The sequence below is a fragment of the Massilia sp. P1_C10 genome (assembly GCF_056406475.1).
This window is the reverse complement of record NZ_JBFUAC010000006.1, coordinates 29,261-51,027: the sequence shown is the minus strand read 5'-3', so window position 1 is coordinate 51,027 and position 21,767 is coordinate 29,261. Positions and strand designations below refer to the sequence as shown.

The 21,767-nt window shown below is 66.5% G+C and carries 22 protein-coding genes; 2 read left to right on the top strand and 20 right to left on the bottom strand.

Going from position 1 to position 21,767, the window contains the following annotated elements; all coding sequences use genetic code 11:
- Positions 1 to 2: 2 nt before the first annotated feature.
- A complete protein-coding gene (gene flgL / locus AC1D02_RS14470; RefSeq protein ID WP_477318005.1) occupies positions 3 to 1,223 on the top strand; it encodes a flagellar hook-associated protein FlgL in 1,221 nt (406 codons plus the stop codon).
- Between the two features lie 67 nt (positions 1,224 to 1,290).
- Here the strand turns inward: flgL and fliR are convergent, their stop codons facing one another.
- From fliR to fliF, 13 genes are all read right to left on the bottom strand, one after another.
- Positions 1,291 to 2,106: a flagellar biosynthetic protein FliR gene (gene fliR, locus AC1D02_RS14465; protein WP_477318003.1), complete on the bottom strand. Its 816-nt coding sequence runs from the start codon at positions 2,104 to 2,106 to the stop codon at positions 1,291 to 1,293.
- Positions 2,107 to 2,112: 6 nt separating this feature from the next.
- A complete protein-coding gene (fliQ, locus tag AC1D02_RS14460; RefSeq protein ID WP_477318001.1) occupies positions 2,113 to 2,382 on the bottom strand; it encodes a flagellar biosynthesis protein FliQ in 270 nt (89 codons plus the stop codon).
- 10 nt (positions 2,383 to 2,392) lie between these two features.
- Positions 2,393 to 3,133 carry a flagellar type III secretion system pore protein FliP gene (gene fliP, locus AC1D02_RS14455; RefSeq protein ID WP_477317999.1) on the bottom strand — a complete coding sequence of 247 codons (741 nt, stop codon included), beginning with the start codon at positions 3,131 to 3,133 and terminating at the stop codon, positions 2,393 to 2,395.
- A complete protein-coding gene (fliO, locus tag AC1D02_RS14450) occupies positions 3,123 to 3,656 on the bottom strand; it encodes a flagellar biosynthetic protein FliO (RefSeq protein ID WP_477317997.1) in 534 nt (177 codons plus the stop codon). Before fliO ends, fliP begins: the two co-directional genes overlap by 11 nt.
- A complete protein-coding gene (gene fliN / locus AC1D02_RS14445) occupies positions 3,653 to 4,069 on the bottom strand; it encodes a flagellar motor switch protein FliN (RefSeq protein ID WP_477317995.1) in 417 nt (138 codons plus the stop codon). Before fliN ends, fliO begins: the two co-directional genes overlap by 4 nt.
- A 48-nt stretch (positions 4,070 to 4,117) precedes the next feature.
- Positions 4,118 to 5,095, bottom strand: a complete 978-nt coding sequence (gene fliM, locus AC1D02_RS14440; RefSeq protein WP_477317993.1) for a flagellar motor switch protein FliM — start codon at positions 5,093 to 5,095, stop codon at positions 4,118 to 4,120.
- Between the two features lie 7 nt (positions 5,096 to 5,102).
- A complete protein-coding gene (gene fliL / locus AC1D02_RS14435) occupies positions 5,103 to 5,585 on the bottom strand; it encodes a flagellar basal body-associated protein FliL (protein WP_477317991.1) in 483 nt (160 codons plus the stop codon).
- Positions 5,586 to 5,750: 165 nt separating this feature from the next.
- Positions 5,751 to 7,064 (bottom strand): flagellar hook-length control protein FliK, encoded by a 1,314-nt coding sequence (locus AC1D02_RS14430; RefSeq protein ID WP_477317989.1) that lies wholly within the window; start codon positions 7,062 to 7,064, stop codon positions 5,751 to 5,753.
- A 26-nt stretch (positions 7,065 to 7,090) separates the two neighbouring features.
- A complete protein-coding gene (fliJ, locus tag AC1D02_RS14425) occupies positions 7,091 to 7,531 on the bottom strand; it encodes a flagellar export protein FliJ (RefSeq protein WP_477317987.1) in 441 nt (146 codons plus the stop codon).
- 33 nt (positions 7,532 to 7,564) lie between these two features.
- On the bottom strand, positions 7,565 to 8,965 hold the full coding sequence (gene fliI, locus AC1D02_RS14420; protein WP_477318412.1) for a flagellar protein export ATPase FliI: 1,401 nt from the start codon (positions 8,963 to 8,965) through the stop codon (positions 7,565 to 7,567).
- Positions 8,962 to 9,624 (bottom strand): flagellar assembly protein FliH, encoded by a 663-nt coding sequence (locus AC1D02_RS14415; RefSeq protein ID WP_477317985.1) that lies wholly within the window; start codon positions 9,622 to 9,624, stop codon positions 8,962 to 8,964. The genes fliI and AC1D02_RS14415 overlap by 4 nt, the downstream gene beginning before the upstream one ends.
- On the bottom strand, positions 9,617 to 10,612 hold the full coding sequence (fliG, locus tag AC1D02_RS14410) for a flagellar motor switch protein FliG (protein ID WP_477317983.1): 996 nt from the start codon (positions 10,610 to 10,612) through the stop codon (positions 9,617 to 9,619). Before fliG ends, AC1D02_RS14415 begins: the two co-directional genes overlap by 8 nt.
- Entirely contained in the window at positions 10,605 to 12,278 is a 1,674-nt protein-coding gene (gene fliF / locus AC1D02_RS14405) for a flagellar basal-body MS-ring/collar protein FliF (protein WP_477317981.1), read from the bottom strand. The genes fliG and fliF overlap by 8 nt, the downstream gene beginning before the upstream one ends.
- 233 nt (positions 12,279 to 12,511) lie before the next feature.
- Here fliF and fliE point away from each other — a divergent pair, with 233 nt between their 5' ends.
- Positions 12,512 to 12,871 carry a flagellar hook-basal body complex protein FliE gene (gene fliE, locus AC1D02_RS14400; RefSeq protein WP_477317979.1) on the top strand — a complete coding sequence of 120 codons (360 nt, stop codon included), beginning with the start codon at positions 12,512 to 12,514 and terminating at the stop codon, positions 12,869 to 12,871.
- Between the two features lie 51 nt (positions 12,872 to 12,922).
- Here fliE and AC1D02_RS14395 read toward each other — a convergent pair whose 3' ends face one another.
- From AC1D02_RS14395 to AC1D02_RS14365, 7 genes are all read right to left on the bottom strand, one after another.
- Positions 12,923 to 13,213 (bottom strand): type II toxin-antitoxin system RelE/ParE family toxin, encoded by a 291-nt coding sequence (locus tag AC1D02_RS14395; protein WP_477317977.1) that lies wholly within the window; start codon positions 13,211 to 13,213, stop codon positions 12,923 to 12,925.
- 2 nt (positions 13,214 to 13,215) lie between these two features.
- Positions 13,216 to 13,437, bottom strand: coding sequence for a TA system antitoxin ParD family protein (locus tag AC1D02_RS14390; protein WP_477317975.1), 222 nt, complete (start codon positions 13,435 to 13,437; stop codon positions 13,216 to 13,218).
- A gap of 80 nt (positions 13,438 to 13,517) precedes the next feature.
- A complete protein-coding gene (locus tag AC1D02_RS14385) occupies positions 13,518 to 16,193 on the bottom strand; it encodes a molybdopterin-dependent oxidoreductase (RefSeq protein ID WP_477317973.1) in 2,676 nt (891 codons plus the stop codon).
- Positions 16,194 to 16,207: 14 nt separating this feature from the next.
- Complete coding sequence (locus AC1D02_RS14380; RefSeq protein WP_477317971.1) at positions 16,208 to 17,437, bottom strand: NAD(P)/FAD-dependent oxidoreductase; 1,230 nt, start codon at positions 17,435 to 17,437, stop codon at positions 16,208 to 16,210.
- Complete coding sequence (gene nirD / locus AC1D02_RS14375) at positions 17,434 to 17,781, bottom strand: nitrite reductase small subunit NirD (protein ID WP_477317969.1); 348 nt, start codon at positions 17,779 to 17,781, stop codon at positions 17,434 to 17,436. Before nirD ends, AC1D02_RS14380 begins: the two co-directional genes overlap by 4 nt.
- 16 nt (positions 17,782 to 17,797) lie before the next feature.
- Positions 17,798 to 20,332, bottom strand: coding sequence for a nitrite reductase large subunit NirB (nirB, locus tag AC1D02_RS14370; protein WP_477317967.1), 2,535 nt, complete (start codon positions 20,330 to 20,332; stop codon positions 17,798 to 17,800).
- Positions 20,333 to 20,343: 11 nt separating this feature from the next.
- Positions 20,344 to 21,645: an MFS transporter gene (locus AC1D02_RS14365; protein WP_477317965.1), complete on the bottom strand. Its 1,302-nt coding sequence runs from the start codon at positions 21,643 to 21,645 to the stop codon at positions 20,344 to 20,346.
- Positions 21,646 to 21,767: the final 122 nt, after the last annotated feature.

Genomic DNA, 21,767 nt, shown 5'->3' with positions numbered 1-21,767 from the left:
CCATGCGTATCAGCACCAACACGATTTATTCGCAGTCGAGCAGCCAGGTCGGCACCTTGCAGAGCCAACTGGCGCGCACCCAGCAGCAGCTGTCGACCAACCGCCGCATGCTCAGCGCGGCGGACGATCCGATCGCCTCGGCGCGCGCGCTGGAAGTGACCCAGTCGCAGGCGGTCAACGCCCAGTACGGCGACAACCGCGCCAACGCGCGTTCGGCGCTGGCGCAGCAGGAAGTGGCGGTGACGGGCGTGCAGAACCTGATCCAGGACGTGCAGACGATCGCGGTGGCGGCCGGCAGCGGCGCCAATTCGGCCAGCGACCGCGCCACCTACGCCAACGAACTGCAGGGCCGGCTGGAGGACCTGGTCGCGCTGGCCAATTCGTCGGACGGCAACGGCGGCTACCTGTTCGCCGGCTATCGCTCCACCACCATGCCGTTCGTCAACAACAACGGCAGCGTCGATTACCAGGGCGACCAGGGCCAGGTGCAGGTGCAGGTGTCGTCGTCGCGCAAGGTGGCGATCAATGAAGCCGGCAGCGCGATCTTCATGGGCATCCCGACCGGCAACGGCACCTTCGCCACGTCGGTCGGCGCCGCCAATACCGGCAAGGCCACGATCTCGGCCGGGGTGGTCAGCGATCCGGCCCAGCTCGACAATCACACTTACAGCATCGCCTTCAGCGTCGTGGCCGGCAATCCGACCACCTACACGATCACCGACCAGACCACCGTGCCGCCGAGCCAGGTGGTGGCGGTCGCGCCCTACACCAGCGACGCCCCGATCACGGTCGCCGGCATGCAGTTCAACATTGCCGGCGCCCCGTCCGACGGCGACACCTTTGCGGCGCAGCCGAGCCAGCGCCAGTCGCTGTTTACCACGCTGAGCAACCTCATCTCGACCTTGCGCGCGCCGGTCGTCACGTCCGCCGACAGGCAGGCGCTGGGCAACGGCATCTCCGAGGCGATCGGCAACCTCGGCGCCGGTCTGGACAACGTGCTGTCGGTGCGTTCGTCGATCGGCGCGAGCCAGAAGGTGCTCGACACGCTCGACACCATCGGCAGCGACGCCGACGTGCAATACGCGGCAACGCTGTCGACGCTGCAGGACCTGGACCTGGTCAAGACGATTTCGCTGTTCTCGCAGCAGCAGGCCACGCTCGAGGCGGCCCAGAAGACGTTCAAGTCGGTCACCAGCCTGTCGCTGTTCAACTACATCGGCTGATTCGACATCCGGGTCTGACCCGTCGGACCAGGCGTCCGCGGTCGGACCCTTACCCCACGACGACAAGCTAGCGGTTCGGAACGGCGGGCGGCGCCACGCGCGCGGCGCCGCTGCGCGGCAGCAGGCGCGCAGCTTCGATCCCCTGGTTGAACAGGTTCTGGATCGGCGTAGCCAGGTAGGGCAGCGACAGGCTCACCAGCAGCAGGCCCACTCCCAGCGTGATCGGGAAGCCCAGCGCGAACAGGTTCAGCTGCGGCGCGGCGCGGGTCAGGATGCCCAGCGCGATATTCGTGATCAGCAGGGCGGCGACGATCGGCAGCGACAGCTGCAGTCCTGCCGAAAAGATGCGCGCGCCCCAGCGCGCCAGTTCCAGCGGCGCGCCGCCGGCGATCGGCGTGGCCGCCACCGGCATCGTCATGAAGCTTTCGGCCAGCGCCTGCAGCAGCACCAGGTGGGCGTTGGCGGCGATGAACACCATGGTCGCCACCAGCACCAGGAACTGGCTCACCGCCGAGGAGCGGCCGGCCGTCAGCGGATCGAAGAAGCTGGCGAAGCCCAGGCCCATCGTCATGCTCGCCACTTCGCCCGCCATTTCGATGGCGGCGAACACGATGCGCATGACGATCCCCATCGCCAGGCCGATCAGCAGTTCGCGCAGCAGGATCATGAAACCGGCCAGCGACATCGGGTCGGCCGCCGGCAGGGCGGGGATGGCCGGCGCGATGATCATCGCCAGCAAAATGCCGAGCACGGCCTTGACCGACACCGGCACCGCGGTATTGCCGAACAGGGGAGCGGTGGCGATCAGGCCGAGGATGCGCGTGAGCGGCCACAGCAGCGCGGCGATCCAGGTGTTCATTTCGCCGCTGGTCAGCGTCAGCATGCGTGCTTAGCCGATCATGCCGGGAATGCCGGTGAAGACCTGGCGCATGTAGTCGAGCATGACGGACAACATCCACGGCCCGGCCACCACCAGCGCGACGAAGATGCCGACCAGTTTCGGGATGAACGACAAGGTCGCTTCGTTGATCTGGGTGGCGGCCTGGAAGATGCTGACCACCAGGCCGATGATCAAGGCCACCAGCAGCATCGGCGCGGCCACCATCAAGGTCACTTCCATCGCGTTGCGGCCCATCGTCATGACGGTTTCGGGAGTCATCGCGCGCTCCCTAGTAGAAGCTCTGCGACAGCGAGCCGAGCAGCAGCTGCCAGCCGTCGACCAGCACGAACAGCATCAGCTTGAACGGCAGCGAAATGACCGCCGGCGACATCATCATCATGCCCATCGACATCAGCACCGACGCCACCACCATGTCGATGATCAGGAAGGGGATGAAGATGGCGAAGCCGATCTGGAACGCCGTCTTCAGCTCGCTGGTGACGAAGGCCGGGATCAGCACGCGCAGCGGAATGTCTTCCGGCCCCTGCAGCGCCGGCGAGCGCGAAATCTTGACGAACAGCGCCAGGTCCGACTGGCGCGTCTGCTTGGTCATGAAGGCTTTCAAGGGCTGCACGCCTTTTTCCATCGCCTCGGCCATCTGGATCTTGTTTTCCTGCAACGGCAGGTAGGCCTCGGTGTAGATCTTGTCGAAGGTGGGGCCCATCACGAAGAAGGTCAGGAACAGCGCCAGCCCGATCATCACCTGGTTGGGCGGCGCCGACTGGGTGCCGAGCGCCTGGCGCAGCAGGCCGAGCACGATGATGATGCGGGTGAAGCCCGTCATCATCAGCAGCGCCGCCGGCAGGAACGTCAGCGCCGTCATCAGGATCAGCGTCTGGACCGGCAGCGAGTAGGCGGTGCCGCCGCCCGGGGCGGGCGCGCTGGTGAAGGCGGGGATGCCCTGGGCGGCCATGGCGAAGGCCGGCATCGCGAAGGCGGCCAGCGCCAGCAGGAGTTTCTTATTTCGCATTGCGTTTGTCGATCGTCTGTTTGAGCCAGTCGGAAAAGCTCGATGCCGGCGGCTGGTGCGGATGCAGCAGCGCGGCCGGTTCGGCCTCTTGCTGGCGCGGCATGGTCGCCAGCGCATTCACGCGGCCGGGCGAGGCGCCCACCACGATCCACTGGTCGCCCACTTCGACCACCATGATGCGCTCGCGTCCTCCCAGGTTGAGGGCGCCGACCAGGCGCACGTTGGCCGAACCGGCTACGGCCCTGGGGCCGTAGCGTTTCATGAACCAGGCCAGCACGGCCAGCAGGCCAAGCACCAGGCACAGCGCGGAGATGGTTTGGAGCAGGCTGCCGGCGGCAGTAGGACCGGCGGGCTGCGGCGCCGGCGCGGCCGGCCTGGCGGCGACCAAGGCGGGGTCAGGTCCGGCGGACCTGACCCCAGGTTCGACTACCGCCGGCGCGGGCGCCGGCTGCTGGCGCGCCTCGGCCGCGCCGCCCGCGAGACAGGCGGCGAGCGCGAGGGCGGGCAGGAGGCGCGCCATCATTTATTGAGTTTTCGGATCCGTTCCGACGGCGTGATGATGTCGGTGAGGCGAATGCCGAACTTGTCGTTGACCACCACCACTTCGCCCTGGGCGATCAGGCAGCCGTTGACCAGCACGTCCATCGGCTCGCCGGCCAGGCCGTCGAGCTCGACCACCGAGCCCTGCGCCAGCTGCAGCAGGTTCTTGATGGCGATCTTGGTGCGCCCCAGCTCGACCGTCAGCTGCACCGGGATGTCGAGGATGAAGTCGATGTCGTTCGGCGTGTCGGTCTTGGTGCTCTTGCCGGAAAAGTCCTTGAACACGGCCGCGCTGGCGGCCTGGTTCTGCAGGGCGGCCGCTTCAGCGCGGGCCTGTTCGGCAATCGCCGCGCCCCAGTCGTCGTCCATGCTTTGGTCGTCTTGATTATCGGCCATGTTGCTCTCCTGTGTTGCAATGGTGCGGCGCCGGGCGCCGCCGTGAAATTATTTGGAATCGGTGTTGGCGAGCAGCTTCTCGACCTTCAGCGCGTATTGTCCGTTGAGCACGCCGTAGGTGCAGTCCATCACCGGCACCCCGTCCACCGTGGCCTGGATCTGCTCCGGCACGTTGAGCGGAATGATGTCGCCCACCTTCATGTTCAGGATGTCGTCGAACGAGGCCTTGCCGGTGCCCAGCGTGGCGACCAGCTCGACCTCGGCGACCTGGATCTGCTGCGTCATCAGGCGGATCCAGCGCTTGTCCACTTCCAGCGCCTCGCCCTGCAGGCTCGAGGTCAGGGCGTCGCGGATCGGCTCGATCATCGAGTACGGCATGCAGAAGTGGATCTGGCCCGACACCGAGCCCAGCTCCACCGTGAAGGTCGACGACACCACCACCTCGTTCGGCGTGGCGATATTGGCGAACTGGGTGTTCATCTCGGAGCGGATGTATTCGAACTCGACCGGGAACACCGGCTCCCACGACTTGGTGTAGGCCTCGAACACGATGTCGAGGATGCGCATGATGATGCGCTGCTCGGTCTGGGTAAAGTCGCGGCCCTCGACGCGGGTGTGGAAGCGGCCGTCGCCGCCGAACAGGTTGTCGACCAGCAGGAACACCAGGCCCGGGTCGAACACCATCAGGGCGGTGCCGCGCAGCGGCTTCATGTGCACCAGGTTCAGGTTGGTCGGCACCACCAGGTTGCGGATGAATTCGCTGTACTTGGACACCCGCACCGAGCCGACCGACACTTCGGCGCTGCGGCGCAGGAAGTTGAACAGGCCGACCCGCAACAGGCGCGCGAAGCGCTCGTTGATGATCTCGAGCGTCGGCATGCGGCCGCGCACGATGCGTTCCTGGGTCGCCAGGTTGTAGGTGCGCACTCCCGTCGTTTCTTCAGGCGCAGCCGTGTCGTCCTGATCGCCGTTGACGCCCTTGAGCAGGGCATCAACTTCTTCCTGGGAGAGGAAATTATCGGCCATGGTGTTCTTACTGAATGATGAATGCGGTAAACAGCACGTCGCTGACGTGCTGCGGCTCGCCCTTGTCGACGAACGGCTGGTTCACGGCGGCCAAGATTTCCTTCGACAGCAGCTTCTTGCCGTCCACCGAGGAAATTTCCGAGGCCTTGTGGCCAGACAGCAGCAACAGGATACGGCTGCGAACCTTGGCCATGTTGGCCTTGATGACTTCGCCATCTTTCTGGGTCGGCACTTGCAGCGTGAAGGCGATCTGCAGGTACTGCTCGCCGTTCTCCGGCTGCAGGTTGACCACGAATTGTTCGAGCGGCACGTATTCGGGCGGCTCGGCCTTGGCGACCTTGTGTTCGGTGCCCGCCTCATGTGGGCGCAGGAAATACCAGGCGCCGCCGCCGCCGAGGCCGACCACCAGCGCAGAAATGGCGATCAGGAGCACAACTTTCTTGGTCGAGGCCGGTGCCGCGGAGGGTTCTGCCTTCGTATCAGCTTTCATTTTTGCGTTTGCTTTCAAGGTACTCTGCCTGAATTCATGGATTGCGCCGTCATTATGTCATTATCGGGAATAAGTGCGCGGCCTCATGCGTTGAAAAGAGGGAACAAGCGCTCCCACCTCGTCGTTTTTGCGAGGCGGCAAGCGCTCCAAGCGGACCGGCGCCCCTTACGCGAAGGTATCGACCAGCCCCAGGCCGCCCCCGTTGCGCAGGAGTGTGGCCCCGCTCCGCGCTTCCGGCTTGGCGTCCACGCCGAAGCGGGCGTCCGGGCGGTTGCCGCGCGGCGACTCGCCCTGGGCCTGCTGCTGGTTCGGCGAACCGGCATCGACCGTGGCGTTGCCCAGCGCAATGCCGGACTGCCCCAGCATCTCGCGCAGCTTCGGCATCGCGTTTTCCAGCGCCTGGCGCACTTCCGGCTGGGCCGCGCTGAAGGTAACGCTGGCCTGGTCGTTGTGCACGTTCAGCACCACCTGCATCGGTCCCATGTCGGGCGGGTTCAGCGTCAGCGTCGCGCTCTGGTCCTTGCCTGCCACCATCCAGATGATCTTCTGGCCAACCTGGTTGTCCCAGGCCGGCGTGCCGACCCGCGCGGCGATGCGGTCGGCTGCAGGCGCGCCGTGCACCGCCTGCGCCAGCGTCAGCGCCGCCTGCTGCACGGGCGCGGAAACCGGCGCGGCCGGCGCCTGATCCTTGAGGACTGCGACGTCGGCGTCGCGCACCCGCGGCGCCGGCTCGGCGTGCAGTGGTGCCGCGGCCGGTTCGGCCTGTGCGTGGCGCGGCGCGGCTGGCGCATCGGCCAGGTCGGCTTTGGGCGCGCCCGCGGCCAGCAGATCCCGGGTGTGCGCGGAATTGGCAGCGTGTGCCGCAACCGGTTCGCCGGCCTGCGGGCGCGCTGCCTTCGCGGCGGCGCCTGCCAGTTCCGTCACCGAAAAGCGCGCGGCGCCTTCGATGGCGGCGACGGCGTCCTTCCCGCCGGGAGCAATCGCCCCATCGGCGGGCGGCAGCGCCGGCGCCTTGCCAGGCGCGGCGTCGGGATCGGCCTTGAGCTGCTTGCCCATGCCGCTGGCCGCAATGGCGGCCGCCGCCTCGGCCGCGACCGGATCGTCCGCCGGCGCGCTTGCCGCGGGCGCCTGGTTGAAGCTGGCCATCATCGCCATCAGTTCCGCCACGGGGGTGACGGCCGCGGCGTCGGCGCCGTCGTCCCGCGTCTCGTCCTTGCTGGCGCTGGCCGGCTTGGCGTCGTCGGTTTTGGCGCCCTGTGGTTTTGCCTCGTTTGTTTTTGCGCTCGCCGGCTTCGCTTGCGCCGGCGCGGGGGCGGCCTGCGGCCTGGCCGCGGCGGGCGCCGGGCTGTCCTGGCGCTGCGCCATTTCGCGCGACAGCGCCTGCGAGAACTGCGCGTTGTCGGCCTGCGGCGCGGCGTTCGCGCGCTGCGGCGCCGGGCTTGGGGTCGATACCTGGATCGGGAGTGAAGTGGTCTGCATGTTCGTTCCGGTTGCCGTTGACCGGGTCAACGTTTGTAATAAGCCTGGCGGGCCGCGTGTTCGTCCATCGCCTTCTGGTCGCGCTTGTTTTCGACGCGCAGCGTTTCGGCCGCCGCGCGCTCGGACAGGGTGCGGTAGGACAGCCGCTTGCGCTCGCTGGCCTGCCACGCGGTCTTGGCCGCCGCCGCCTTGTGGTGCGCGTGCTTGACGACTTCGCGCTGGCCGTTCACCGCGTTATCGAGCTTGCCCATGAAGGCGACAAAATTGTGGTACGCCTGCGGCGTGATCCCGGCCATCTGCGCCGCTTCCAGCTTCTTCGCGTATTCCTCGCGATAGTTCATCAGCATCTGCAGCTTCTGCTCGGTTTCCTCGGCCGCCAGCAGTGCCGCGCCCAGGCGCTTGGCCGCGTCGTCGGTGTCGCGCTGGGCCAGTTCGATCAGGGTGTCAAGTGCGGAAGGTGCGGCCATGTTCGGATTATAGGGGGGCGCTGCGCGGCCCTATCAGCCGAACAGAGAGGTAAGTTGGCCCAAGCTCTGGAGCATGTCTTCCTTGTCGTGGATTTCCTGGCACAGGAAGGCCTCGATCTTTTCGTGCAGCGCGATGGCCTGGTCGAGCACCGGATCGCTGCCCGGCGCATAGGCGCCCACGCTGATCAGGTCGCGCGAGCGCTGGTAGCGCGAATACAGCTGCTTCAGTTTGCGCGCCGCCTGCTGGTGCGCCGTTGACGTAATGCCATGCATGGCGCGGCTGATCGACTGCTCGATGTCGATCGCCGGGTAGTGTCCGGCTTCGGCCAGGTGCCGGTCCAACACGATGTGGCCGTCGAGGATACCGCGCGCCGCGTCGGCGATCGGGTCCTGCTGGTCGTCGCCCTCGGACAGCACGGTGTAGAAGGCGGTGATCGAGCCGCCGCCTTCGAGGCCGTTGCCGGCCCGTTCGACCAGCACCGGCAGCTTGGCGAACACCGACGGCGGATAGCCCTTGGTGGCCGGCGGCTCGCCGATCGCCAGCGCGATCTCGCGCTGCGCCATCGCGTAGCGGGTCAGCGAGTCCATGATCAGCAGGACATTCTTGCCCTGGTCGCGGAAATGCTCGGCGATGGCGGTGGCGTAGGCGGCGCCCTGCAGGCGCATCAGCGGCGGGCTGTCGGCCGGCGCCGCCACGACGGCCGAACGCGCGCGCCCGACCGGGCCCAGGATCTGCTCGATGAATTCCTTGACCTCGCGGCCGCGCTCGCCGATCAGGCCGACGACGATCACGTCGGCCGTGGTGTAGCGCGCGATCATCCCGAGCAGCACCGATTTGCCGACGCCGGTGCCGGCGAACAGGCCGAGGCGCTGGCCGCGGCCGACGGTCAGCATCGCGTTAATCGCGCGCACGCCGACGTCGAGCGTTTCGGTGATCGGCGCGCGGTCGAGCGGATTGACCGGGCGTGCGTTGATCGGCGCCATCTCGTCGCTGCCCAGCGGGCCGAGGCCGTCGAGCGGGCGGCCGGCGCCGTCGACCACGCGTCCCAGCAGTTTTTCGCCAACGGGCAGGTGGCGCGCACGGTCGCTCGGACGGCGGCGCGGATGCGCCACCGTGCCAGGGCGCGGCACCGAGGCCTCGACCGGGAACACGCGCGAGCCGGGCACGATGCCTTCGACGTCGCTTTGCGGCATCAGGAACAGTTTGTCGCCGTCGAAGCCGACCACTTCGGCCTCGACGCGCACGCCGTTGGCCATCGGGATGGTGCAGGCGCTGCCGACCGCCAGGCGCAGGCCGACGCACTCCATCACCAGGCCGGCGACGCGGGTCACGCGGCCCGACACCTGCATCGGCTCGACGAAGTTGACCAGCGAATCGCAGTCGCGCAGGTAGGCTTTCCAGCGCGCGGTGTGGCGGTCGGCGCCGGCCGTCATGGCCCGAGCCACTCCGTGTTCTTGCCCAGCGCGTGGGACAGGCGTTCCCAGCGCGATGCCACCTGGGCGTCGATCTGGTTGGTGGCGGTATCGACCTTGCAGCCGCCGCGCGCGATGGCCGGATCCTTGACCACGCGCCAGCCGCCCTTGTCGAGTTCCTCGCCGAGCGCCTCGCGCACGATCTCGGCGTCGGCCGGGTTCAGGATCAGGAGGGCGGGCTGCTGCAGCACCGGCAGGTATTCGATCGACTCGCGCACGATCGGCAGCACCAGCTCCGGCTTGATTTCCAGCGCGCTGCGCAGCATGGTCCTGGCCAGGTGCAGCGCCAGGTCCAGCACTTCGGTGGCGATGGTTTCGTCGGCGTGCGCGACGGCGCCGGAAAATTCGAGCGCGATCGACTGCAGGTGTTCGAGCTCCTTGGCCGCTTCGGCGCGCCCGATCGCCAGGCCGTCGGCATAGCCGGCGTTGTGGCCTTCGTCGTGGCCGGCAATACGTGCCTGTTCGCGGATCGCCGCCAGTTCTTCTTCCGTCGGCCCCTGGAACGCCGGCGCGGCCTGTTCCGGCGCGCGCCGCGCGACCGCGCTCGGGCGATCGTCGCCGAACGAATTCATCTCCCAGCGCTGGTAGGCGCTTTGCAGCTCTTTCGGGGTATCAGACAAACGAATCCTCGCCTTTTCCGCCCAGGACGATCTGGCCTTCGTCGGCCAGGCGGCGGACGATCTGCAGGATCTGCTTCTGCTGGGCCTCGACTTCCGACAGGCGCACTGGGCCCTTCGATTCGAGGTCCTCGCGCATCATCTCGCTGGCGCGCTGGCTCATGTTGCGGAAGATCTTCTCGCGCAGGTCCTGCGAGGCGCCCTTGAGCGCGATGATCAGCATCTCGGACTGCACTTCGCGCAGCAGCAGCTGGATGCCGCGGTCGTCGATGTCGATGATGTTATCGAACACGAACATCTCGTCCATGATCTTCTGCGCCATGTCGTTGTCGTAGTTCTTGATGTTGTCCATCACCGAGCCTTCCTGCTCGCCGCTCATGAAGTTGAGGATTTCGGCGGCCGCGCGCACGCCGCCCAGCGTGGACTTCGTGATGTTCTCGTTGCCCGACAGGAGCTTGGTGAGCACGTCGTTCAGTTCGCGCAGCGCGGCCGGCTGCACGCCGTCGAGCGTGGCGATGCGCAGCACCACGTCGTTGCGCAGGCGGTCGGTGAAGTGGCCGAGGATCTCGCAAGCCTGGTCGCGCTCGAGGTGGACCAGGATGGTGGCGATGATTTGCGGGTGCTCGTTGCGAATCAGTTCGGACACCGACGAGGCGTCCATCCACTTCAGGCTTTCGATGCCCGACGCGTCCTTGCCGCCCAGGATGCGCGACAGCAGCACCGAGGCCTTGTCGTCGCCCAGCGCCTTGGTCAGCACCTGGCGGATGTACTCGTCCGAGTCGAGGCCGACGGTCGAATTGAGTTCGGTCTGCTTGCGGAACGAGTCGAGCACCACCACCACCTGCTCGTGCTGCACGCTTTTCATGGTGGCCATTGCGGCGCCCAGTTTGAGCACTTCGCGCGGGCCCAGGAACTTCATCACTTCGGCCGCTTCGGTTTCGCCGATGGCGAGCATCAGGATCGCCGCTTTGTGGATGCCGTTATCATTCATTTGCGCCTACCCATGCCTTCACTACGTTTGCCACGACCCGTGGATCTTCCTTCGAGAGCAGCTTGGCCATCTGCAGGTTCTCGCGGTAACCCTGCGCCTGGTGCGCCTCCATTTCTTCGAGCTGGGTGCGTTCGATGATCGCGCGCTCTTCTTCTTCCGGACTGGCGACCCGCACCGGCGCGGCCGGCACCGCGGTGATCTGGTCGAGTTTGCGCAGAACGGGGCGCATCAGCGGACGCAGCACGCGGAAGAACAGGTAGCCCAGCACGATCACGGCCAGCGCGATCTTGCCGATTTCCTTGACCAGGGCGATCGTGTCCGGGTCGTTCCACCACGGGACCGCCGCCGGCGGATCGACCGGTTTGTCGACGCCGTCGAACGGCGCGTTGGTCACGTTGACGGTGTCGCCGCGCTCTTTCGAGTAGCCCATTGCCTCCTTGACCAGGTCGTTGATCTGCGCGATTTCGGCGGCCGTCAGCGGCTTGATGGTGACCTTGCCGGTTTTCGGGTCGATTATGCGGCGGTAGTTGACCACCACGCCGACCGACATGCGCTTGATCCCGCCCATCGGCTTCTGCTCGTAGCGCACCGTCTTGTCGACTTCGTAATTGGTAGTGCTGTCCTTGCGGGCCGGGCCGGCGCCGGGAGCGGCGGCAGGGGCGCCGGCACCGGCGGTGATCGGCGCGGTGGCACTGCCCGGCGGCTGGTTCGACAGCGCACCCGGCACGCCGCTGGCGGCGGCGCCCGGCGGGGCCGCTTCGGACGACTGCTGGCTGCGGATGGCCGACGGCGCCGGCGGCGAGTTCGGCTTGAACATTTCGGCGGCCGTGTCGACTTGGGCGAAGTCGACGTCGGCGGTCGCCTCGGCGCGCACGTTGCCCTGGCCAACCAGCGGCGCGATCAGCGATTCGACCTGGCGCACCACGCCTTGCTGGAGCTGGGTGACGTATTTGAGCTGGTTCGGGTCGAGCGCTTTCGGGCCGTTCTGCTTGCTCGTGTCGGACAGCAGGTTGCCGGCCTGGTCGACCACGGTGACGTTCGACGGCGGCAGTTCGGGCACGCTGGAGGCGACCAGGTGGACGATGGCGCTGACCTGGCCCGGTTCGATGGTGCGGCCGGTCTGCAAATTAAGCAACACCGAGGCAGTGGGCTTTTGTTGGTCGCGCACGAACACCTGCGGTTTCGGCAGCGCCAGGTGGACGCGCGCGGAGCTGACCGCGGCCAGCGACTGGATCGAGCGCGCCAGTTCGCCTTCGAGCGAGCGCTGGTAGTTGACCTGTTCGAGGAACTGCGACACGCCCAGCTTCTGGTTTTCCATCAGCTCGAAGCCGACGTTGCCGCCTTTCGGCAGGCCCTGGGCCGCCAGCTTCAGGCGAATGTCGTGGACCTGGTTGGCCGGCACCAGGATGGCGCTGCCGCCCTCGGAGAATTTGTACTTGACCGCCATCTGGTCGAGCGAGGCGGTGATGGCGCCGCCGTCGCGATCGGTGAAATTGGCGAACAGCACGCGGTATTCAGGCTGCTGGCTCCACATCCACACCGCCACCATGACCGCGACCACGATCGCCGCGCCGACGCCCAGCACGATGTTGCGTCCAAACGAAGTCTGGAGGAACGTCTTCTGTTCGATGGTGGTGGTGGTGACCAGGTTATCCGCTGCTGCCATGTTGATTTTTCGAGAAGTACTCGCCGAAGGTGTGAATTTTTCCCAGTCCCTGGACAAGGAGTGGGGCTTAACCACAAGTATGGCGGCGCCGGGCCGGAATCAATCGGTCGATAAGAAGCGGGTTTGGTGCCCTGCTCGACGGGAAATGCGGGAGGCGCGGTGCTATTGTGACAGCCTGAGTCTGCTTGTACGCACATTGTACCCGTGTGCGGCGCAGCATAAAAGGAGCGAATATGAGCATAGGCGGAATCGGCGGCATCGACAGCAGCCGCATCCAGGCGATGATGGAACAGATGAAGGCGGCGGCGACCCGGCCGGCCGCCAGCCCGGTCGCGCCGACGGGCGTCGGCGAGGCGCCGTCGGCGACCAAGGTCAACTTTTCGGATGCGCTGAAGTCGTCGCTGGAGTCGGTCAGCAGCAGCCAGATCAAGGCCGACGAGATGGGCAAGGCGTTCGCGATGGGCGACGACAAGGTCAACCTGTCGGACGTGATGATCTCGATGCAGAAGGCCAGCATTAACTTCCAGGCAACGGTGCAGGTGCGCAACAAGCTGGTGTCGGCGTATCACGACATCATGAACATGCAGGTTTGATAACGATGCGCGAGGCGCGGCCTTGCCGTCGGCGCTCCGCAATTGCATTCCCTAGATCCGGCGTTTCAGTTCAGCGTAAAAATTCTCGTGCGGCCCGAGGCTGAGCAATAGCACGGACAAGGGCGATATCTTGTCCGGATGAAGCTGATAAGCCAACAACACTTCCTGTTTGTTGATCTTGAATTTGTGGACAAAAATTCCTGCCAGGTCGCCTTTTTTTTCGTCGCCAATCGATGGGTCGCCAGCAATTGCTTTGACAGCCTCGTCAACAACACGTTTGTCTTTGGTGTGTAATTTTTTGACTGCCCTTGTAAACGTTGGGGTAACAAGGATAGCCAACACGGTCAGCTTCCGAACACGTATGGCTCAAGCATTCCAGCTTTTGCTTCCTGCGCAGCTAAAAGAGTGTCCTTGATGAACTGGACCGGCAGATCTGGATTGTCATCAACTGCCTTGCCGAGCCGAGCCCAATACTCGATTTGTTTGGGGATGGAGCGATGCTCTGCAGCTGCATGTGGCTTCGCCATTTCAATCAGTTCATCGGATAATTTCAAGGCCGTGGGCATGTTTACACCTCATTAATGTGGGGTTTAGTATGCTGCCACTTGCAACCTTTCGCAACCGGTTCGCTCGGTTCGGCTGATCGTCAAACGCTCTGGAGCGCCTCGGCCAGCAGTTGTGTCAACTCCGGCACGCAGGAGCCGCAGTTGCCGCCGGCTTTGACACAGGCCGTGATGGCACCCACGCTGGTCAGGGCGTTGTCTCGGATCGCCGAACAAATCGTGTTGCGGCCGACGCCGAAGCAGGAACACACCGTCGGCCCCGCATCGACGCCTTTTTCGATCGGCTGCCCGCTCAATAATCCCACCCGGTCTGTCAATCCCAGTCGCTCCTTGCCGAACAGGCTGGCCAGCCAGGCGCGCGAGGGCAGGTCGGGTCGCGGCGAGACGAACACGCATTGCTCGATGCGGTCGTCCACCAGGTGCACCGCCCGGTACACGGCGCCGCCCTTGTCTTCGTAATCGAGCCAGTCGACGTCATCGCCTTCGGTCACGCCCAGCATCGCGCGCGCCCACGCGGCATGATCCGCGATCGCGCCGCGCCCGGCCAGCTCGTACCTGGCGAAGTGCTTGCCCTGAATGCGCGTCCAGTGCGCCACGTTTTCCAGCGCGAGCTCGCTGCGGGAGAGCACAAATCCGTGCCAGGACACGCCAAACCGTTCGACCTTCACCGGCGTGTGCTTGAACTCCGGCTCGCCCGACACCGGGTCCACCGCCGGATTGACCACGGTGCCGACCCGCGCGTCCGACGCATTCTGCCCGCTCCAGTGAATCGGGATGAACACGCCGCCGCGCGCGATGCCGCCCCCGTGCTGCACCCGCGCCACCATCGCGCCCCACTTGCTGGTCACGCGCGCCAGTTCGCCTTCGCGCACGCCGCACAGCAGCGCGTCCTGCGGATGCAGATCGATGAACGATTCGGCGGTGTGGTCGGCCAGGCGCGCGGCCTTGCCGGTGCGCGTCATTGTGTGCCACTGGTCGCGCACGCGGCCCGTGTTGAGCGTGAGCGGATACTCGTCGTCGGGCATGTGCACCGGCGCGCGCGGCGGCGTGGCGATGAAGCGCGCCTTGCCGTCGGCATGGGCGAAGACGCCGTCGCCGAACAGGCGCGCGCCGGCCCACTGCACCGGTTCGAGGTCGTCGTAGGCGCGCGCATCCAGGCCGGCCAGCGGCGCCAGGTCGAAGACGCGGGTGGTCTCGCCGGCGTTGCGATGGGCCGACAGGCGTGCGTGCTCGTCGAAGATTTCGTGCACGCCGGCGTAGTCGAAGCCGGCGAAACCCATGCGCCGCGCTACGTCGCAGATCGTTTTCCAGTCGGCGCGCGCCTCTCCCGGCGCGGCCAGGAAGGCGCGCTGGCGCGAAATGCAGCGCTCCGAGTTGGTCACGGTGCCGTCCTTCTCGCCCCATCCGAGAGCCGGCAGCAGCACGTGCGCGAAGCCGTTGGTGTCGGTGCCGATGACGATGTCGCTGGCAACCACCAGTTCGCATTTCTCGAGCGCGCGCTGGACCTGGTTCGCATCCGGCAGGCTGACCATCGGATTGGTGGCGATGATCCACACCGCCTTGACCTTGCCCGCTTCGATGTCGCGGAACAGGTCCACCGCCTTCAGCCCCGGCCTGCTGGCGATGTGCGGCGACTTCCAGAAGCCCTGCACGATATTGCGATGCGCGGCATTGTCCAGCTCCATGTGCGCGGCCAGCGTGTTGGCAAGGCCGCCCACTTCGCGCCCGCCCATCGCGTTCGGCTGGCCGGTCAGCGAGAACGGCCCCATGCCCGGATGGCCGATGCGCCCCGTCAGCAGGTGGCAGTTGATGATGCTGTTGACCTTGTCGGTGCCGGCCGACGACTGGTTCACGCCCTGCGAGTAGGCGGTGACGACCTTGCGCGTGGCCGCGAAGCCGCGGAAGAACGCCAGCAGCTTGTCGGGATCGACGCGGCAGGCCTTGGCCACGGCCAGCGGATCGGCGCAGTCCACTTCGGCAGCCGCGAGCGCGTCGTCGAAGCCGGCGGTGTGGGCGGCCACGAAGGCGTCATCGGCGGCGCCGTGCCGCGCGAGGTAGCACAGCAGGCCGTTGAACAGCCAGACGTCGGTGCCCGGCTTGACCGGCAGGTGCAGGTCGGCCAGCTCGCAGGTGGCGGTGCGGCGCGGGTCGATGACGACGAGCTGCAAATCCGGCCGCGCCTCCTTGATGCGGGTGATGCGCTGGAACAGGATCGGATGGCACCAGGCGGTGTTGGAGCCGGCCAGCACGATCATGTCGGCCTGCTCGAAATCTTCGTAGCAGCCGGGGACGATGTCCTCGCCGAACGCGCGCTTGTGGCCGGCCACCGAGGACGACATGCACAGGCGCGAGTTGGTGTCGATGTTGGCGCTGCCGATGTAGCCCTTCATCAGCTTGTTGGCGACGTAGTAGTCTTCGGTCAGCAGTTGGCCCGACACATACATCGCCACCGAATCCGGCCCGTGCTCGGCGATGATGTCGGCGAAGCCGCGCGCGACCTTGTCGAGCGCCGCGTCCCACGACACGCGGCGCAGCTGGCCGTCTTCTCGCACCGTCGGATACAGCAGGCGGCCGTCGAGCCCCACGGTGTCGCCCAGCGCCGAACCCTTGACGCACAGGCGTCCGGCGTTGGCCGGATGACTGCCATCGCCGACGATGTCCACCGTGCCGTCGCCGCTTGGGGTGGCCGTGACGCCGCAGCCCACGCCGCAGTATGGGCAGGTGGTGCGCACCGAAAGGGGAACGGGGGCCATGTTCATGATGATATTCCTCGTCAGGCGGCTTGGGCGCACAGCGCCTCGCCGAACAGCAGGTGGTGGCGCATGGCGGAGATGTCGGTGCGCTTCTGGATCAGGTCGAAGTACCACGGCCCGTCCTGCACGTCTCCGTACAGCACCGCGCCGGCGATGCGGTTGCCGTTCAGGACCAGGCGCTTGTAGATGCCGCGGCGCGGGTCGCGCAGCACCAGGTCTTCGCTGTCCTCGCCGCCGATGAAGTCGCCCACCGAGTACAGGTCCACCCCGGTCACTTTGAGCTTGGTGGCCGTCGCGGTCTGCACGTAGCGGCGATGGCCCTTGTTCGCCAGGTGCGCGCCGCACACCTTGGCCTGGTCCCAGATCGGCGCGACCAGTCCGAACGTTGCGCTGCGGTGCTGCACGCATTCGCCTACCGCGTAGACGCGCGGATCGTAGGTCTGCAAGGTGTCGTCAACCACGATGGCGCGTTCGCAGTGCAGGCCGGCCTCCTGCGCCAGCGCGATGTTGGGACGCACGCCGGCGGCCATCACCACCAGGTCGGCCGGGATCTCGCTGCCGTCCTTGAAGCGCACTGCCTGCACGCGCTTCTTGCCGGCGATTTCGACGGTGTGCGCGTCGAGCAGGAAGCGCAGGCCCTTGGCCTCCAGCGCGGTCTTGAGCAGCAGCGCGGCCGGCTTGTCGAGCTGCTGGTTCATCAGGCTGTCCATCATGTGCACGACGGTCACCTGCATGCCGCGCCGGAGCAGGCCGTTGGCCGCTTCGAGTCCCAGCAGGCCGCCGCCGATAACCACCGCGTGGCCGCCGGCGCGCGCCGCTTCCAGCATGGTGTCGACGTCCTGGATGTCGCGAAAGCCGATCACGCCAACGAGCTTGTGGCCGGGCACCGGGACGATGAAGGGCGTCGAGCCGGTGGCCAGCAGCAGGCGGTCGTACCAGACTTCGCGGCCCGATTTCGAGCGCACCATGCGGCGCCGGCGGTCGATGTGGACTACCGGGTCGCCCGCGAATAATGTGATACGGTTTTCGGCATACCATTGCCTGGTATGTATCATAATGTCGTCCACATTTTTTTCGCCGGCCAGCAGCGGCGAGAGCAGGATGCGGTTGTAGTTCCCGTGCGGCTCGGCGCCGAACACGGTGATGTCGTACAGCTCGGGCTCGAGCTTGAGCAGCTCCTCGACCGTGCGCATGCCGGCCATGCCGTTGCCGATCACGACCAGCGACTGCCTGGCGGCCGGCGCGTTCATGCGCCGACCCACACCTTGCCGTCGGCGATGCGCGCCGGGAAGGTGCCCACCGAGTGCTGCGGCGCTTCCAGGCATTCGCCGGTCTGCAGGTCGAAATGGTGCTTGTAGATCGGCGAAGCGACGACGATGCGCTCGCCCAGGTTGCCGATCAGGCCGCGCGCCAGCACCGAGGCGCCGGAGTTGGCGTCGTAGTTCCCGATCGCGAACACGCGCTGGGCGCCGTCGTCGACGTGGAACACCGCCACCTGTTCGCCATTGAGCAGGGCGCACACGCCGGTGTTTGGCATGATCTCGTCGATCGCGCAGACTGGAATCCATTGTTCGAGTTTCAGGTCGCGGTGCATGGTGTTCTCCTTGGGGTCAGGCGGTGCGCGCCGCGATCGGGATGATCTTGCGCTGGCGTTCTTCGAATGTGGCCGGACGAATCTGGCCGCGCTCGGACATGAAAACGACGTTCTGGTCCGGCTCCGGGCTGTTGACGAAGTGGCGAAAGCGCTTGCGCGTTTCCGGGTCCTCGACCGCGGCCTTCCACTCGCAGGTGTAGGTGTCCACCACGCGCTGCAGGTCCGCTTCCAGTTCGGCGGCGATGCCCAGCTTGTCGTCGACGATCACCTGCTTCAGGTATTCGAGGCCGCCTTCGAGGTTGTCGCGCCAGACGCTGGTGCGCTGCAGGCGGTCGGCGGTGCGCACGTAGAACATCAGGAAGCGGTCGACGTAGCGCACCACTGTGGCCTCGTCCAGGTCCGACGCCAGCAGCTCGGCGTGGCGCGGCTTCATGCCGCCGTTGCCGCAAACGTACAGGTTCCAGCCTTTTTCGGTGGCGATCAGGCCGACGTCCTTGCCCTGCGCCTCGGCGCATTCGCGGGTGCAGCCGGACACGCCGAACTTGATCTTGTGCGGCGCGCGCAAGCCCTTGTAGCGATTCTCCAGCGCGATGCCGAAGCCCATGCTGTCGCCCACGCCGAAGCGGCACCAGGTCGAGCCGACGCAGGACTTCACCGTGCGCAGCGACTTGCCGTAGGCGTGGCCGGACTCGAAGCCGGCCGCGATCAGCTCTTCCCAGATCAGCGGCAGCTGGTCGACGCGGGCGCCGAACAGGTCGACCCGCGCGCCGCCCGTGATCTTGGTGTACAGGCCGAACTTCTTGGCGACCTGGCCGACCGCGATCAGGCCGTCGGCGGTGACTTCACCGCCCGGCATGCGCGGCACCACGGAATACGTTCCGTCCTTCTGGATGTTGCCGAGGTAGTAGTCGTTGGTGTCCTGCACCGCCGCGTGCACCGGCGTGAGCACGAATTCGGCCCAGGTCGAGGCGAGGATGCTGGCGGCGGCCGGCTTGCAGATGTCGCAGCCGAGGCCCTTGCCGTGCTGCGCCAGCAGCTCGGGGAAGGTCTTGATGCCGCCCACCCGCACCAGGTGCGCCAGTTCCTGGCGCGTGAAGGCGAAGTGCTCGCAGATGTGGTTGTTGACGGCCAGGCCCTGCTTCTTCATTTCGGCCTTCATCACCTGCGTCACCAGCGGCACGCAGCCGCCGCAGCTGGCGCCGGCCGAGGTGCAGCTTTTCAGCGCGCCGACCGTCGTCGCGCCGTCGCGCACGGCGACGCAGATGGCGCCTTTCGAGACGTCGTTGCAGGAGCAGATCTGGGCCGCGTCGGGCAGGGCGTCGACGCCGAGCATCGGGCGCGCGGCGCCATCCGCCTGCGGCAGGATCAGGAACTCGGGCGACTCCGGCAGCGCGATCCGGTTCAGCATCATCTGCAGCAGGGTGCCGTATTCGGCGGCGTCGCCCACCAGCACGCCGCCCAGCAGGTAGGTGCCGCAGCTGGAGACGACGATCTTCTTGTAGACCTGCTTGCGCTCGTCGGTGAACTGATAGCAGCGCGCGCCTTCGGCGGTTGCGTGCGGGTCGCCGATGCTGGCCACGTCGACGCCCATCAGTTTGAGCCTGGTGCTCATGTCGGCGCCCGTGAATTCGGCTTGCGTGCCGAGCAGGTGGCGGGCGCAAGTGCGCGCCATGTCGTAGCCCGGCGCGACCAGGCCGTAGACGTTGCCGTTCCAGGCGGCGCATTCGCCGATCGCGTAGACGTCCGGGTCGGAAGTCAGGCAGCTGTTGTCGATGACGATGCCGCCGCGCGCGCCGATGGCCAGCCCGGCTGCGCGCGCCAGTTCGTCGCGCGGGCGGATACCGGCCGAGAACACGATCATGTCGGCGTCGAGGTGGCTGCCGTCGGCGAACCGCATGCGGTGCGTGCCTTCCTCACCGTCGACGATCTCCAGCGTGTTCTTCTGCGTGTGGACGGTGACGCCCAGGTCTTCGATCTTCTTGCGCAGCACGCGCGCGCCGCCGTCGTCGACCTGCACCGCCATCAGGCGCGGCGCGAATTCCACCACGTGGGTGGCCAGGTTCATGTCGCGCAGCGCCTTGGCACACTCGAGTCCCAGCAGGCCGCCGCCGATCACCACGCCGGTCTTCGAGCGGTTGCCGCATTCGAGCATCGCTTCGAGGTCTTCGATGGTGCGGTAGACGAAGCAGTCCTGGCGGTCCTTGCCGGGCAGCGGCGGCACGAAGGGATACGAGCCGGTGGCGAACACCAGCTTGTCGTAGGCCAGCACTTCGCCGGTCGACACGGTCACTTTTTTCGCGGCGCGGTCGACGGCGACGGCGCGCGCATTCAGCTTGAGCAGCACGTTGCCGTTGTCGAAGAAGCCCGGCGCCACGAGAGAGAGGTCGTCGGCCGATTTCCCGGCGAAGAATTCGGACAGGTGGACGCGGTCGTAGGCGGGGCGCGGCTCCTCGCACAGCACAGTCACTTCGAGCTGCGGTGCACCGTCGAGGGCCAGCGTTTCGAGCAATTTGTGGCCGACCATGCCGTGGCCGATGACGACGATTTTCATGTGAATTCTCCTTATGCCGCCGCGGCGGCCGGTGCGGCGTCGGCGGCGGTGTCGATCGTGAAGCGGGCCGCGATGGCGCACATGGCCGAGATGATCACCAGCGCGCTGAGGATCGCCAGGGTCTGCTGGATGTTGCCGGTGCCTTTCATCAGGAAGCCGGCGGCCACCGCGCCGACATTGCCGCCGGCGCCGATGATGCCGGCGACGCCGCCGAGGGCCTTGCCGTCGATGAAGGGCACCAGCGCGTAGGTCGCGCCGCAGGCCATGTGGGTGAACAGGCCGAACACCAGCATCGCGATCACCGCGTAGGTGACGGTGCCGGCGTTGGCGAACCACAGCAGGCCGAGGCCCTCGCCGATCATCATCACGAACAGCACGGTGACGCGGCTATTCAGGTTGCCGCCGGCGGCGCGCTTGTCGGACAGCCAGCCGCCGAGGGCGCGGGCGAACAGGGCGAGCAGGCCGAAGCTGCCGGCGGCAAAACCGGCGGCTTTTAGCGACAGGCCGAAGTGGTCGACGTAGTACACGGCGGCGATGTTGTGGATAAAGATCTCGATGCCGAAGCAGGCGCCGTAGGTGACGAACAGCAGCCACACGCGGTAGTTAGCGCTGGCGGCCTTGAAGCTCGCCCAGCCCCCTTTCTTACCGCCGTCGATGGCGATGCCGGCCTTGCGCAGGTCAGCGTAGTTCCCTTGCGGGCAGTCCTGGGTGTAGCGGTAGTAGACGCCGGCCATGACGATCATCAGCACGCCCGGCACCAGCAGGGCGGCGCGCCAGCCGAGGGTCTCGGAGACGCCCAGCATGATCATCGCGGCCATCAAGAGCGGCATGATCGCCTGCGCGGCGCCGCCGCCGGCATTGCCCCAGCCGGCTGCGGCGGCGTTGGCGGTGCCGACCACGTTCGGCGCGAACATCACCGAGGTGTGATACTGGGTGATGACGAAGGACGCGCCGACCGCGCCGATGCCGAGGCGGAAAATCAGGAAGCTCTCGTAGCTCTGGGCCATGGCCACGCCCAGCACGGGAATCGCGCCGAGCAGCAGCAGGCCGGTGTAGGTCTTGCGCGGGCCGAAGCGGTCGCACATCGGGCCGATGATCAGGCGGACCAGGATCGTGATGGCGACGGCGGCGATGTTGATGTTGGCGATCTGCGCGACGCTCAAATGGAATTCGCCCTTGATGACCGGCATCAGCGGGGCGCAGGCGAACCAGGCGAAGAAGCAGACGAAGAACGCCATCCAGGTCAGGTGGAAGGCGCGCATCGGCGCGCTGGAGAAGGAGAACAGCTGAATCTTGCTTGCTTTGGTGGCCATGTCGAATCCCTTGAAAACAAAATGGCGTCCGCGCAATCCTGGCCGGGTGACCAGGTTGGGCGGACGCCGTTGTCCGTGTAATGTCCGTCGTTGGACCAGCGTTGCTGTAATTCGGTGGGATC

Coding starts and splice junctions, on each gene's coding strand:
- flgL (WP_477318005.1), top strand. CDS start 3: ATGCGTATCAGCACCAACACGATTTATTCGCAGTCGAGCAGCCAGGTC.
- AC1D02_RS14430 (WP_477317989.1), bottom strand. CDS start 7,064: ATGCAGACCACTTCACTCCCGATCCAGGTATCGACCCCAAGCCCGGCG.
- fliO (WP_477317997.1), bottom strand. CDS start 3,656: ATGATGGCGCGCCTCCTGCCCGCCCTCGCGCTCGCCGCCTGTCTCGCG.
- fliL (WP_477317991.1), bottom strand. CDS start 5,585: ATGAAAGCTGATACGAAGGCAGAACCCTCCGCGGCACCGGCCTCGACC.
- fliQ (WP_477318001.1), bottom strand. CDS start 2,382: ATGACTCCCGAAACCGTCATGACGATGGGCCGCAACGCGATGGAAGTG.
- fliN (WP_477317995.1), bottom strand. CDS start 4,069: ATGGCCGATAATCAAGACGACCAAAGCATGGACGACGACTGGGGCGCG.
- nirD (WP_477317969.1), bottom strand. CDS start 17,781: ATGCACCGCGACCTGAAACTCGAACAATGGATTCCAGTCTGCGCGATC.
- fliG (WP_477317983.1), bottom strand. CDS start 10,612: ATGAATGATAACGGCATCCACAAAGCGGCGATCCTGATGCTCGCCATC.
- fliM (WP_477317993.1), bottom strand. CDS start 5,095: ATGGCCGATAATTTCCTCTCCCAGGAAGAAGTTGATGCCCTGCTCAAG.
- fliE (WP_477317979.1), top strand. CDS start 12,512: ATGAGCATAGGCGGAATCGGCGGCATCGACAGCAGCCGCATCCAGGCG.
- nirB (WP_477317967.1), bottom strand. CDS start 20,332: ATGAAAATCGTCGTCATCGGCCACGGCATGGTCGGCCACAAATTGCTC.
- fliJ (WP_477317987.1), bottom strand. CDS start 7,531: ATGGCCGCACCTTCCGCACTTGACACCCTGATCGAACTGGCCCAGCGC.
- AC1D02_RS14365 (WP_477317965.1), bottom strand. CDS start 21,645: ATGGCCACCAAAGCAAGCAAGATTCAGCTGTTCTCCTTCTCCAGCGCG.
- AC1D02_RS14385 (WP_477317973.1), bottom strand. CDS start 16,193: ATGAACATGGCCCCCGTTCCCCTTTCGGTGCGCACCACCTGCCCATAC.
- AC1D02_RS14390 (WP_477317975.1), bottom strand. CDS start 13,437: ATGCCCACGGCCTTGAAATTATCCGATGAACTGATTGAAATGGCGAAG.
- fliP (WP_477317999.1), bottom strand. CDS start 3,133: ATGCGAAATAAGAAACTCCTGCTGGCGCTGGCCGCCTTCGCGATGCCG.
- fliF (WP_477317981.1), bottom strand. CDS start 12,278: ATGGCAGCAGCGGATAACCTGGTCACCACCACCACCATCGAACAGAAG.
- AC1D02_RS14380 (WP_477317971.1), bottom strand. CDS start 17,437: ATGAACGCGCCGGCCGCCAGGCAGTCGCTGGTCGTGATCGGCAACGGC.
- fliI (WP_477318412.1), bottom strand. CDS start 8,965: ATGACGGCCGGCGCCGACCGCCACACCGCGCGCTGGAAAGCCTACCTG.
- fliR (WP_477318003.1), bottom strand. CDS start 2,106: ATGCTGACGCTGACCAGCGGCGAAATGAACACCTGGATCGCCGCGCTG.